General features: G+C 68.7%; 12 protein-coding genes and 1 pseudogene. 5 read left to right on the top strand and 8 right to left on the bottom strand.

Annotated features, from left to right (window positions below):
* Nucleotides 1–14 precede the first annotated feature (14 nt).
* Genes ACQP2T_RS12095 through ACQP2T_RS12075 form a run of 5 tightly spaced genes read right to left on the bottom strand, consistent with a single transcriptional unit; the run spans nucleotide 15 to nucleotide 6,404 of the window.
* Nucleotides 15–920 (bottom strand): dihydrodipicolinate synthase family protein, encoded by a 906-nt coding sequence (locus tag ACQP2T_RS12095; protein WP_433516228.1) that lies wholly within the window; start codon nucleotides 918–920, stop codon nucleotides 15–17.
* Nucleotides 917–1,906, bottom strand: a complete 990-nt coding sequence (locus tag ACQP2T_RS12090) for an ABC transporter ATP-binding protein (protein WP_433516227.1) — start codon at nucleotides 1,904–1,906, stop codon at nucleotides 917–919. The genes ACQP2T_RS12095 and ACQP2T_RS12090 overlap by 4 nt, the downstream gene beginning before the upstream one ends.
* On the bottom strand, nucleotides 1,899–3,833 hold the full coding sequence (locus ACQP2T_RS12085; RefSeq protein ID WP_433516226.1) for a dipeptide/oligopeptide/nickel ABC transporter permease/ATP-binding protein: 1,935 nt from the start codon (nucleotides 3,831–3,833) through the stop codon (nucleotides 1,899–1,901). The genes ACQP2T_RS12090 and ACQP2T_RS12085 overlap by 8 nt, the downstream gene beginning before the upstream one ends.
* Nucleotides 3,833–4,792 (bottom strand): ABC transporter permease, encoded by a 960-nt coding sequence (locus ACQP2T_RS12080; protein WP_433516225.1) that lies wholly within the window; start codon nucleotides 4,790–4,792, stop codon nucleotides 3,833–3,835. The genes ACQP2T_RS12085 and ACQP2T_RS12080 overlap by 1 nt, the downstream gene beginning before the upstream one ends.
* A 4-nt stretch (nucleotides 4,793–4,796) precedes the next feature.
* On the bottom strand, nucleotides 4,797–6,404 hold the full coding sequence (locus ACQP2T_RS12075) for an ABC transporter substrate-binding protein (RefSeq protein ID WP_433516224.1): 1,608 nt from the start codon (nucleotides 6,402–6,404) through the stop codon (nucleotides 4,797–4,799).
* A gap of 175 nt (nucleotides 6,405–6,579) precedes the next feature.
* Between ACQP2T_RS12075 and ACQP2T_RS12070 the strand changes: the two genes are divergently transcribed.
* The gene (locus tag ACQP2T_RS12070; RefSeq protein WP_363996737.1) at nucleotides 6,580–7,290 is read left to right on the top strand and encodes a FadR/GntR family transcriptional regulator; all 711 of its coding nucleotides are present in this window, start codon (nucleotides 6,580–6,582) and stop codon (nucleotides 7,288–7,290) included.
* A gap of 150 nt (nucleotides 7,291–7,440) precedes the next feature.
* Here ACQP2T_RS12070 and ACQP2T_RS12065 read toward each other — a convergent pair whose 3' ends face one another.
* The 3 genes from ACQP2T_RS12065 to ACQP2T_RS12055 are packed head-to-tail and all read right to left on the bottom strand — an operon-like array spanning nucleotide 7,441 to nucleotide 9,579.
* Nucleotides 7,441–7,764: a cyclic-phosphate processing receiver domain-containing protein gene (locus ACQP2T_RS12065; RefSeq protein ID WP_433516223.1), complete on the bottom strand. Its 324-nt coding sequence runs from the start codon at nucleotides 7,762–7,764 to the stop codon at nucleotides 7,441–7,443.
* Complete coding sequence (locus tag ACQP2T_RS12060) at nucleotides 7,764–8,246, bottom strand: NUDIX domain-containing protein (RefSeq protein WP_433516222.1); 483 nt, start codon at nucleotides 8,244–8,246, stop codon at nucleotides 7,764–7,766. Before ACQP2T_RS12060 ends, ACQP2T_RS12065 begins: the two co-directional genes overlap by 1 nt.
* A gap of 13 nt (nucleotides 8,247–8,259) precedes the next feature.
* Nucleotides 8,260–9,579, bottom strand: coding sequence for a tetratricopeptide repeat protein (locus ACQP2T_RS12055; RefSeq protein WP_433516221.1), 1,320 nt, complete (start codon nucleotides 9,577–9,579; stop codon nucleotides 8,260–8,262).
* Nucleotides 9,580–9,762: 183 nt separating this feature from the next.
* Between ACQP2T_RS12055 and ACQP2T_RS12050 the strand changes: the two genes are divergently transcribed.
* From ACQP2T_RS12050 to ACQP2T_RS12035, 4 genes and pseudogenes are all read left to right on the top strand, one after another.
* Nucleotides 9,763–10,560, top strand: a complete 798-nt coding sequence (locus ACQP2T_RS12050) for a hypothetical protein (RefSeq protein ID WP_433516220.1) — start codon at nucleotides 9,763–9,765, stop codon at nucleotides 10,558–10,560.
* A gap of 15 nt (nucleotides 10,561–10,575) precedes the next feature.
* A complete protein-coding gene (locus tag ACQP2T_RS12045) occupies nucleotides 10,576–11,478 on the top strand; it encodes a hypothetical protein (protein ID WP_433516219.1) in 903 nt (300 codons plus the stop codon).
* Nucleotides 11,421–11,870, top strand: a pseudogene (locus ACQP2T_RS12040) (class I SAM-dependent methyltransferase); the annotation flags it as partial. The gene ACQP2T_RS12045 and the pseudogene ACQP2T_RS12040, both read left to right, overlap by 58 nt.
* 53 nt (nucleotides 11,871–11,923) lie before the next feature.
* Nucleotides 11,924–12,520, top strand: a complete 597-nt coding sequence (locus ACQP2T_RS12035; protein ID WP_433520025.1) for a hypothetical protein — start codon at nucleotides 11,924–11,926, stop codon at nucleotides 12,518–12,520.
* Nucleotides 12,521–12,592 lie beyond the last annotated feature (72 nt).

The raw sequence follows: 12,592 nt of genomic DNA, 5'->3' as shown, positions 1-12,592 counted from the left end.
CACCTGCCCTGCTGCTACAGCAGACCGGCGGCCGCCAGGTGCTTGCCGATGCGGCCGGTCTCCTCGTCGTTCAGCGGGACCTGTGGGAGCGCGGTGGCCGGGTGGTCGATGACGCCGCGCAGGTGCAGCGCGGCCTTGAAGGCGCCGAGTCCCGACGAGCTGCCGCCCATCCGGCCGCCACCGACCGTGACGATCTCGAACAGCCGTACCAGCCGCTCCTGCTCCAGCCGGGCCGCCTCCCAGTCGCCCCGGCGCGCCGCCTGGTAGAGCCGTACGTACCCGTGGGGATCCACGTTGCCCAGACCGGGCACCACCCCGTCGGCGCCCATCCACAGGGCGGAGTCCACCGTCACCTCGGACCCGGTCAGCACACTGAACGGCGCCTCGCGGCCCAGGATCACCTGCCGCAGACCGCCGTCGTCCCCGCTCGAATCCTTGACCCCGGCCAGCACCCCCTCGGCGGCCAGCCCCAGCAGCAGCTCGGCGGTCAGCTTGGTGTGCACGGCGACCGGCAGGTCATAGGCGTAGACCGGCAATCCGCTCTCGGCGCTGATGGTCCGGAAATGGGTGCGGATCTCGGTGGGATGGGTGCGCGTGTAGAACGGCGCCGTCACCACCAGCCCCGACACCCCGGCCTCGACCGCGACACGCACGTGTTCGAGCACCCGCGGCGTCGTCATGTCGATCACCCCCGCCAGCACCGGCACCCGTCCGCCCACATGACCGACCACGGTGTCGAGCACCACCCGGCGCTGGGCGTCGGGCAGGTAGGCCACCTCCGACGACGACCCGAGCACGAACAGCCCGTCCACCCCGCCGTCGAGCAGGTGGTCCACCAGCCGGATCAGCGACGCGGCGTCCACCTGGCCGTCGGCGGTCATCGGGGTGCACACCGGGGGGATCACACCGGTCAATGTCATGGGCGCTCCTGGATCAGTTCGAGGTCGGTGGCTCCCGCCGCCACCGGGTGGTAGCAGTGGAAGAGGTGGTCGGCGTCGCTGCGCGCCGCGGGCCAGGCCGCGCCGCACTCCTCGTCCGCCCGCCAGCATCGGGTGCGGAACGGGCAGCCGCTCGGCGGCCTGGTGGCCGAGGGCACGGCGCCGACCAGCGGGATCGGGTTGATCGGGGAGATCAGTCCCGGCGTTGCGGAGAACAGCGCCCGCGTGTAGGGGTGCCGGGCGTTCAGGGGTACGGCGTGCGCGGGGGTCTGCTCGACGATCCTGCCCAGGTACATGGTCACCACCCGGTCGCTCATCCGCCGGACGGTCTGGATGTCGTGCGAGACGAACACCAGCGCCAGCCCGAGCCGCTCCTTCAGATCGAGCAGCAGGTTGAGTATCTGCGCCCGTACGGACACGTCAAGGGCGCTGGTCGGCTCGTCGGCGATGAGCAGGTCGGGTTCGAGGGCCAGCGCCCTGGCGATGGCCACGCGCTGCCGCTGCCCGCCGGACAGCTGGCCGGGCAGCAGGTCGGCCGCGCCGGCGGGCAGGCCGACGAGGTCGAGGAGCTCGCGGACGCGGGCGTCCCGCTCGGCCGGGGTGCCGCGCCCGTGCACGTTGAGCGGGTCGCGGAGCACCTTGCTGACGGGCAGCCGCCGGTTGAGCGCCGTGGACGGGTCCTGAAATATCATCCCGACGCTGGATCCGATCAGCCCCCGCCGCTCCGCCTCCTTGAGCGCCCACAGGTCCTTGCCCCGGAAGGTCACGGTGCCCGAGGTCGGCCGTTGCAGGCCCACCAGCACCTTGGCCAGCGTGGACTTGCCGCAGCCCGACTCCCCCACGACGCCGACCGTCTCGCCTGGGCTGACCGAGAGGTTCGCCTCGGTCAGCGCGTAGACGCGGTCCCGCGAAAACAGCCCGCCCGAGCGGGCCTTGTGCACGACGTGCACGTCCTTCAGCTCAAGCATGCTGATCACTCCCCACGAGGACGACAGCGGGATGGTGACACGCCACCGCGTGCCGCTGGGTGTCCCCTTCCAGCGCCGGAGTGTCGGTACGGCACACGTCCGTAGCCATCGGGCACCGGTCGGCGAAGCGGCAGCCGGCCGGGAAGTCCGCCGCCGCAGGGACCACGCCCGGGATCTGCGTCAGCCGTTCGGCCCCCGATTCCAGCGACAGCACCGAGCCGAGCAGCCCGCGCGCGTAGTGGTGAGCGGGCGCGCCGACCAGCGTCGCCGTGGCGCCGGTCTCCACGATCTGCCCGCCGTACATGACGACGACGCGGTCGGTGACGTCGGCGATCAGCGCGAGGTCGTGCGAGACGAGGATCAGCGCGAACCCGAGCTCCGCGCGCAGTTCCAGCAGCAGCTCGATGACCTGCGCCTGTACGGTGACGTCGAGCGCGGTGGTGGGCTCGTCGGCGACGATCAGTTTGGGCTCGCGTGACAGCGCCATCGCGATCAGCACCCGCTGCCGCTGCCCGCCGGACAGCTCGTGCGGGTAGGAGGACAGGGTACGCCTGGCGTCCAGGCCGACCAGTTCGAGCAGTTCGGCCGGTGTCCGGCGGCCACCACGGCGGGTGACCTGCTTGAGCTGGGCCTTGATGGTCATGGCCGGGTTCAGCGACGAGAGCGCGTCCTGGTAGATCATCGCCATCTCGTGACCGAGCAGGCGGCGGCGGGCGCGGCGCGGCAGCGAGAGGAGTTCTTGCTGGTCGAAGCGTACGTGGCCGCTGACGCGGGCGTCGCGGGGCTGCAGGCCCATGATGGTCAGCGCGGTCAGCGACTTGCCGCAGCCGGACTCGCCGACCAGTCCGAGGACCTCGCCCGGACGTACCTCGAAGGCGATGCCGTCGACGATGTCCACGCCTTCTGTGAAGCCGATGCGCAGCCGTTCCACCGCGAGGATCGGCGGGCCCGAGGGCAGGGGGCGGGCCCGTTCGGCCAGTCTGCGGGCGGCCTCGGCCAGTCCCGGCAGCTCGACGACCTCGCCGGAGCCCGGCCGGGCCGCCTCGAACGCGTCGTCCTTCTTGATGGCGGCCTTGCGGGTGGCGGGCGCGGCCCAGGCGTCCGAGATGCCCTCGGAGAGGATGTTCAGGGCCAGCACGGTGATCAGGATGAGCAGGCCGGGGAAGACCGTGGCCCACCAGCCGCCGAGGAGCACCATGTTCTTGCCGTCGGCGATGACGCTGCCCCATGACGGGTTCGGCGGGCGTACTCCGGCGCCGATGAACGACAGCGACGCCTCGAACACGATCACGTCGGCCACCATCACCGTGCAGAACACCAGCACCGGCGCGGCGCAGTTGATGGCGATGTGCCGGATCAGGATGTGCGGGGTGCGGGCGCCGATGATCCGCTCGGCCGCGACGTAGTCCTCGCCGTACTGGGCGAGCACGTTGGCCCGTACGACCCGCGCCACCGAGGGCATGTAGAGGAAGGCCATCGCCATCACCAGCACCGGGATGCTGCCGCCGAACACCGCCACCAGCACCGCGGCCAGCGCGATGCCGGGGAAGGCCATGATCACGTCGAGGAAACGCATGATCGTCTCGTCGACGGCCCGGCGGGAGGTGGCCGCGGCGGCGCCGATGACGGCGCCCACGACCAGGGCCAGGACGGTCGCGCCGAGGCCGATGAGCAACGACCAGCGCGCGCCGTACAGGAGCCTGGACAGGATGTCACGGTTGGCGCTGTCGAGTCCCATCCAGTGGCTCGCGGACGGGCCGCCGCCGGCGACCTCCTGGAAGTACGGCGAGTGCGGCGCGATCACCGGAGCGAGCAGCGCGGCCAGCACGATCACGGCGACGACGCCCACGGCGATCCACGACAGCGGCCGTAGCCGTCTGAGGTTGACGCCCGGCTTGGCGAGGCGTTCGGTCAGTCCACGTCTCATCAGGTGGCGCTCCTGAGCCTGGGGTTGACCAGCAGGTACAGGACGTCGACCAGCAGGTTGACGACCATGAAGCCGACCGCGACGGTCAGCACGACGCCCTGCACGACCGCGGGGTCACCGTCACGCACCGCGTTGATCATGAGCTGGCCCATGCCCGGCAGGCCGTAGATCTGCTCGATGACCACCGCGCCGCCGATCAGGTAGCCGATGCGCAGGCCGAGCACGGTCAGCGGATTGATCAGCGCGTTGCGCAGCACGTTGCGGCCCACCACCACGATCGGCGGCAGCCCGCTGCCGATCGCGGTGCGTACGTAGTCGCGGTCGAGCTCCTCCACCATCGAGGTGCGGATGATCCTGGTGAGCTGGGCCGCGACCGGCAGCGACAGCGACAGCGCGGGCAGCGTCATCGAGCGCAGCCAGCCGCTCGTCGAGTCGGCGGGGTTGATGTAGCCGCCGGTCGGGAACAGCCCCTCCCCCACCGCGAGCCACTGGATCATCAGCAGCGCCAGCCAGAAGGCCGGGGCCGCCACCCCGACCAGGGACACGACGCGGATCACCTGGTCGGGCCAGCGGTCACGGAACAACGCCCCGGTGACGCCGAAGATCAGCGCCAGCACGACCGCGACGAGCAGGCCGAGCAGCGTGAGCTGCAGCGTCAGCGGCAGCGCGGTCGTGACCGATTCGAGCACCGGCTTCTTGGTGAGCACGCTGGTGCCCAGGTCGCCGCGGACCAGGTCGCCGACGAAGCGCAGGTAGCGCAGCGGCAGCGGGTCGAGCAGGCCGTTCTCGACCTGGAACTGGTGGATCTGCTCGGGGGTCGGGTTCGCGCCCTGGAAGTATGCGTACTCCGGCTTGCTGTTGGAGAAGCGCATCACGATGAACACGAACGCGGCGACCCCGAGCACCAGCGGGACCAGGACGAGGATCCGCCGGAGGAGCATTCTGACGATGAAGGCCATGGGCTCAGGTGCGCTTGGCCTGGAGGACGTTGATGCCCGGGTATGCCTGCGCGCGGATCCCGGTCAGCTTCTTCGGGTCCCAGGCGGTCATCAGCTCGGTGTGGACGACGGGGTAGAGCACCGCCTGCTCGGCGATGAGATCCAGATATTTCTGGACCTTCGCGGTCTTGGCCGCCTTGTCGGGCTCTTTGGTGGCCTCGTCCATCTGGGTGAACAGGGCCTTGGCGTCCTTGCTGTCGCCCCAGTGGCTGTACTTCATCCACAGGCCGCCGGACACGAAGTTGTAGCGCATGATCAGGTCGGCGTCCATGCCGAACTGGTTGGGGTTCGAGGCCGCCGCGACCACCTGATAGTCCTGGAACTGGTCCATCTTGGCGAACAGCGCGGCCGTGTCCTGCGGCTCCAGCGTCGTCTTGACGCCGATCGCCTCCCAGGAGGCGGCGATGGTCGGCAGGCAGTCGGCGATCCAGCTCACGTTGACGGCCATCAGGTTGACCGTCAGGTTGGTCACGCCCGCCTCTTTGAGCAGCGCCTTGGCCTTCTCCTGGTCGAAGTCGTAGACGACCGAGGCCCGCTTGTGGTCGGGGTGGCCCTCGTTGAGGAAGGAGCTGGAGGCGGTGCCGTGCCCCTTGAGGGCCACGTCGATCAGCTTCTTCTTGTCGATGGCGTAGTGCAGCGCCTGGCGTACGCGGACGTCGTCGAACGGCTTGGTCCCGGTGTTGAACATCAGGAACATGTGGTTCATCCCCGCGCCGCCCTCGACGCTCAGCCCCTGCTGCTTGAGCTGCTCGACGTTGGCGTACGGGATGTTGTCGGCGATCTGCGCCTCGGCCGAGCCGCCGGAGATCTTCGCGACGCGGGCGGCCGCGTCCACGATCGTCAGCCAGTTCATCTTCTTGGCGGACGCCGGGCGCGGCCCGTTGTAGTCGGCGAAGGCCTCGAAGGTGGTGTTGCTCTTGGGGTTGTGCGCGCTCTGCTTGTACGGCCCCGAGCCGACGGCCTTGCCGGTCTTGGCCTGGTCCCAGGCGCCCGGCTGGCTGAAGACGTGCTTGGGCATGATCTTGGCGATGGTCAGCCTGGGCGCCGCGTCGGGGAAGGCGAACTTGAAGACCAGCTCGACGTTCTTGTCGTCGATCTTCTTCACCTCCTGGAGCCAGGACTTGAAGAAGTTGCCGGTCAGCACGTTGGCCGCCGGGTCGAGGATGCGCTGGAAGGTGAAGACCACGTCGTCGGCGGTCACCGGCTGGCCGTCGTGCCACTTCGCGCCATCGCGGAGGGTGAACTTCCACGAGGTGGCGTTCAGGTCCGTCGGCAGCGCCGTCGCCAGGGCCGGGTACGGCTCGCGGGTGATCGGGTCGGTGTCGAGCAGGCCCTCGTAGACGTGCTGGATGCCGGCCATCGCGAAGGCCGAGGCCGTCTGCGTCGGATCCCAGCTCTGGTCGTTGCCATAGCCGATGACGGCGGTGATCAGGTCCTTGTTGGATCCGGCGCCGACCGAACCGGTCGAGGCCGGGCCACCCGAGCAGGCGGAGAGGGTGGTGGCGATGAACGCCGCCGCACCCGTGGCCCCGCTGTAGCGCAGGAAGTCGCGGCGGCTGAACTCAGAGCTCACGGATGCCTCCTGGGGTTGGTGCGCATTAGGCCGCTTCGTTACGGTCCCAATGTAGAACGTGGGACATCCCATGTCCTATGTTGTGCGTAGGGTGGACGCTATGGGCCGGACCCGGTTGAGGTCAACAGGAGATTTCCGGAATGTTACCTAAGCGCTTACGACGAAGGGATTTTTCATGACCACTGTCCCGCGCCCGCGGCCCAGCCGTGCCGTCGAGGCCCAGGAGGGCGTCAAAGAGCTCATCCTCCGGCGCGGGCTCGTGGCGGGTGATCCCCTGCCCACCGAAACCGAGCTCATGGAAGAGCTCCAGGTCAGCCGCAACTCCGTGCGGGAGGCGCTCAAGGCGCTCCAGGCCGTCGGGATCGTCGACATCCGTCACGGCTTCGGCATGTTCGTCGGCCGGATGTCGCTGGCCGGGCTGGTCGACGAGCTGGCCTTCCACAGCCGCATCACCCTCCAGGACGGCAAGAGCCACCTCACCCACCTCACCGAGATCCGCGAGATCCTGGAGGCCGGCCTGGTCCAGCGGCTCATCGACCTGGGCCCCGAGGCCGACCTGACGCCGGTGGCCGACGTGATGGCCCGCATGGAGAGCGAGGCGCTGGTCGGCGACGTGTCACCGGAGACGGACCGGCTCTTCCACGACCTGCTCTACCGGCCGCTCGGCAACCCGCTGGTCAGCCAGCTGCTCGGGGCGTTCTGGGACGTCTACCACCAGCTGCGCGACCAGCTCGGCACGCCCGACGAGCCCCCGGCCGACGTGGCCAAGCGGCACCGCGACATCTACACGGCCGTGCAGTCCGGTGACAAGACCGCGGCGGTGGCGGCGGTCTTCGCCCACTTCGACGGCGTCCGCAACCGGTTGGCCCGCCTGCACACCCGCTGACCCCCCTTCACCGCCGCATTGTCCCGCTTGGAGGCGGCGATGGCCGCCACCTCTCGTACCGCATTCGCCCGGTTCGACCTACTGGTTGGCAGTGGTTGTGGTGTGGCCATGTTGCAATCGGAACTGTCCCTGTCGGGGGGTTTTCGGTGGTCATACAGAGATGTATGTACGCGGAGGAAACCCGCACCTCGCCACGGAGCAGGTTGGGGTCATTGATGGAACTCGTGGATGACCTCGATCGCCCCAACGATATGAGCATTGAAGTCGTCGAGCTCCTCGGCCGGGACCCAGGAGCGTGACCACCCGCATGATGCTGTCGTCGCCGCCCAGGTCGTGGTCAAGCCAGAGTTCGTCGATGAAGCCGTCGCGGTGTTCCTGAAGCAGTTGGATGCCCTCTTCGCTGGTGCGGGCGACCCGCGAAGTCCGGGGCAGCGGCCGCAGGTCATCGATACCGAGGATGAGGGGCTCCGACATCAGAAGCCTTCGGTGGTCACCATAGGACCGCTGTTGAGGTAGTTGATCAGTGCGGTCCGTGTGGTCGACACAAATTCCTCGGGCACTTCATCGACCGGATGCCACGCGACGTCACCGTGTTTGTGTGGTTCGGCGTTTACGGGGTCGCCGCTCCAAGCGCTGGCGACGAAGACGACAGTGACGAAGCCGTTCGGCGCTTCGACGCCCCAGGAGCAGTGAATCAGACCGGCCACGCGGAGGTCGGCGGGGTCCACGACCAGGCCGGTTTCCTCCTTGAGTTCGCGGACTGCGGTCTGGGTGACGACTTCACCCTTACCCGTCTTACCGACGGGGAGGTCCCAATGGTCGGGGGCGAACTTCGCCTGGCGTCCTCGCCGGATGAGCAGGACCCGCCTCTGCTCCTGATCGTGGACGATGACGGCGGCGACGAGGAGGGTGTGCGCTTCGAGCGCGGGTGGCAGGGCGGTGCCGGGCGTGGGCATGGATGCGATCCTTTCATGCGGCGGTGGCCGCCTGCCGGATGCGCTGTTCCAGCAGGGCTGCTCCGGGGACGCCTCGGCGTTTGTAGACGGCGAGGATCGGATGGATTCCCGCTAGAGCGGTCCTGCTGCGGCCCGATGCCATCCCTTCGGCGAGGTCGAGCGCCTGGCTCCAGGCTCCGATCGCTTCATCGGCTCGTGCTTGAGCGACGAGGCAGTCGCCGAGGTCCATGTGGGTGAGCAGGTGGACGCGCGGGTAGGCGATGGGGTCCCACGAGGTGAAGGCTGCCCGGTGGCGGGCCTCGGTGCCGAGGTGATCGCCGATCTCGGTCAGGGTTCTCGCGGTGTGGGAGTCGACGGTTCCCAAGGCCGGTCCCATGAGCAGCGAGTAAGAGGGCTGGGAATCTCTTTGAGAGCTCAGGGCGTCTTCGGCTGCGAGAAGCGCGCGTGCGGCGCGGGCCTTCTCCCCAAGTGCCGCGCTCGACCTCGCGTGGGTGATGTGCAGGAGCGCCTCGGTCGCGCCGTCGCAACGGCCTTCGGCTCGCTTGAGAGCGGCTTCGATGAGATCTCGGCTGTGGTGGCGTTCCTTCAAGCTGAGCGCCTGGTGGGCGATCGCTCGCATCATCCAGGCGGCGTGGGCGCCGGGGTCGGCCTCGACCGCCAGTTGGAAGCCGGTGAGGTAGTAACGCTGGGCAGCGCCCTCGTGACCGAGGTCGTGGTGCTTCCATCCGAGTAGCCAGGCTAGTTCGGCTGCGGCGCTGAATGCGTCGCGTCGTGTTGCTTCGTCGGCGAAGCGTCCTGACAATGTGGGGGCGACGGTGTCGGAAAGGTAGGCCGCAACGGTAGAAAGCCCGTGTCCTCCACCGAGCCGTTCGTCGGCCGCGCCGAACGCCTTGGTGATCTGCCGGACGACAGCAACCTCAGCCGCACCGACTCGGGCCAGTCCGGTGCGCGCCCGGAGGAGCCTGCTCACCGCCTCGGCATCGTAGTCGAGAGGCATCCTCACTTGGGCGGCGGTGTAGACGGCCGTGGCGAGGTAGCCCTGGTTCTCGACGTCGGTTCTGCCAAGAAGAGTCGCGGTCTCGATGGGCTCAGTACCCTCGAGTGCCGGCGGTTCATCGGTGGAGAAACCAAGTTGCTGTCGGGTCACCTGACGCCCGGCGCGGCGCGAGAGTGCTTCGACCAGGTAGCCGATGGTGCGTTCACCCGGCTCGATGCCCGCCACCCAGTGCGCGATGGCCGACTTGTTGGTGCGCAGCGCTTCGCCGTTCTCCGCAGCGACACGCACGACGGCGCGAGCGACTCCTTCATAGCCCAGACCGGAGGCCGAGATCATCTCCCGCAGCCGGTCATTCGGGGAGCGCTGGCCGGGGGGCCTCGCCATCGGAACTCCCTATGGATAAACCGATTAAACGCTCTGCGACTCCTTCGACCATAGCGGCCCCGTTCATGGAATGGCCACTCTTAGCAGCAACGCCAATCCGGAGCGTGAGAACGCTTCCGTGGAAGGAGCCTACTGATGACCGCTCAGGCCGGCCTCGACGTCGTCACGGGTGTCGAGCGAAAGCACCCGAGGGACCGCGTCCCCGAGATCAACGTCGAGCTGCCCGAGGCGTTCGACCCGCGCTGGAACCGCATCCCCGGCATCACCGTGGACGGCCACCGCGTCACCCTCGACCCCGAGGAGTACTTCTTCAAGTTCACCAACCACACCTGGCTCGTCATCCCCTGGCCGCGGGTACAGCGCGACATGCTCGACGCCCGCGAGACCTCCGACACCTCGCTGGAGCAGATCGCGCTGGACTACATCCGCGCAAACGCCACCCCCACCAGCGACGCCTCGACCGTCCTGCAGATCGGGTACGAGGTATACCGGTACGTCTTCCGCGCCGAGCACCTCGCCGACCTCGGCATGCCCGAGATCACCGAGGACCACCTGAGGATGCTCCGGCAGGCGGGCACGTTCATGGCGCTCAACAAGGTCGAGCTGACCGGCGAGATCTCCAACATCGGCCCGGCCTGGTTCTTCAACTCCACCACCCGCGCGGTGTTCGACCTGACCGACACCGAAGGCGACATGCTGGATGAGGTCTACCACGGCGGCTGGTTCAACGAGGCCCGCCGCCTGGAGCTGGTCCGCGCCCACACTGCCCTGGGCGGACGTCTCGTTCACGGCTGCCAGTCCGTCCCGAACCAGACCGGCGGCGCGGTCGTCCCCTACGGCGCTCCACTGGAGAAGTTCCGGACCGAGCTCGCAACCATGAAGAACAGCTGGATCGCGGCCGTCGAAGCCTGCCGCGTCCCCACCGCTCGATAAGGAAGGCCCAGGACCTTGGACACCATCGAGGTAGACCTTCTGCTAGCCCGGCTGCTGGACGCCCTTGGGCAGGGGCGGGCCGAACGCGAGGAGATCCGCGTCTGGGCACGCTCCGGCGTGGAACGCCTCCATCTGGCCGACGGCACCTCGGTGGTGTTCAAGTACGCCGAAGGCCCCTTCTCCGCCGAGCACCACGCCCTGGACGTCGCCGAGCAAGGGGGTCTGCCCGTCCCGGCACGCCTCGCGGTCGACCACACGCCCGAGCTGTTGGGAATGCTGCTGACCGACCTCGGCCCGGCGACGCGCGCGGTTACCGACGCCGAAGGCGCGGCACTGGCCGTCCGCGTCCACGAAGTCATCGACACCAAGGACCTGCCGTTCATGGATGAACAGAGCCTGGCGGCGATGCCCGAGAAGATTCACGCACGCCTCAACCAGCACAACCGCGCCCGCCATGACCTCGGCGCCCTGATCGGGACGGCGGCTGCTTTGGCGAAGGTGGCCGACGATCGCGCGGCTGGAGCCGAACTCGCGCCGTACGGGCTCTGCCACTCCGAATGGCACTCGACCTCCGTCTACCCCACCGGCACAGAGACGTACCTGCTCGACTTCGCCCGAGCCTTCCGCGGGCCCGGCTTGCTCGACCTGGCCTCCTGGCACGGCACCATCGACGCTCCCGACCCGGCCAAGCTCAGCGAGCTCATCACCTCCTACATCGCGGCCGGCGGCTCCGAGGCGGCGGCGGCCAGCCGAGGCGGCTTGATCGCGGCCCGCTGGGCACTGGGTTGGCACCGTGTCTGGGTCGCCGACTGGTTCACCCACCAACTCGTCATCGGGTGGGCCGAAGGAGCCGAAGACGCATGGATCTCCGCGATCTCCCGCCACCTCACCGAAGCCGCACTCCTCCTCCGCGCCTGACCGTCCGCGGCCGGTTCGAATGGACCCGCGCCAACGGGGTCGGACCCCCTCCGGACGTCTTCGGCGACCTGGCGGGGAAGCGGGTCATCGAACTCGGCTGCGGCAGCGGGCACAATCTCGCCCACCTCGCCGCCTACCATCACGCCGAAGCGGTCGGCGTCGACCACGACCGCCACAAGATCGAGCGCGCCCGTTCCTTCTACGGAGAGCATCCCGGACTTGCCTTCGTCCGTGCCGACGCCACCAGCCACCTCCGCTCCCTCCCGCCTGCCTCCGTCGACCTCTGCCTCTCGATCTTCGGCGCGTTCTCCTTCCTCGAACCCACCGAGCCCGGCCCGCTCCTCACTGCGACCGCTCGCGTCCTTCGACCCGGCGGACGGCTCGCCCTCACCCTGCGCGCCACCGACACCACGGACCTGGTCCTCATCTACACCAGGAGCTGGCCATGCACCTCCTATGCGACATCGACGGCGTCCACATCCCCTTCCCCGGCCCCAACGGCCAGACCCCCACCGGCTTCCGCACCCACCACGTCACCCCCACCGGCTACGGAGACCCGGTCAAGATCTGGCTCAACCCCGCCACCGGCCGCCTCGTCCTCGACCTGGCGACCAGATACGGCCTGACCCCCTTGTGGTGCACCAGCTGGCGCGCCGACGCCGCGCCCCTTATCGGCACTCGCCTCGGCCTGCCGATCTGGGACCACATTGATCTTCCCCGCCTACCCCTCATCACCAGCCACCCCGACGGCTACCTCTGGAAACGCGACACCATCACCGAGCTCTTCACCGATCAGCCGCTCATCTGGATTGACGACGACTTCACGCCCGCCGATCACAGCTGGGCTCGCGACCGTACCGAAGCCGGAGTTCTTACGGTCCTGATCCAGCCGGACCCCTACATCGGGCTGACCATCGCGGACCTCGAAAGGAGTCCTCTCAGCGAGACCGGAGAACGACGCCCGCGCTCACGCAATCGGAGGCACGTCCGCCATGGGGAACCCCTGCCTGACGGCTCGGCTGACACGAAGCCGCTGACATGATCGCCTTCCTCCGGTTGAGCCGCCCCGGATGGGCGAACCCAGGCCCGCAAGGGCCGTAAGCATGGCAGGAGA

The organism is Nonomuraea sp. CA-143628 (genome assembly GCF_050942315.1).
Classification (GTDB): domain Bacteria; phylum Actinomycetota; class Actinomycetes; order Streptosporangiales; family Streptosporangiaceae; genus Nonomuraea.
The sequence above is the reverse complement of the archived record's forward strand: the minus strand, read 5'-3'. Positions and strand labels throughout refer to the sequence as shown.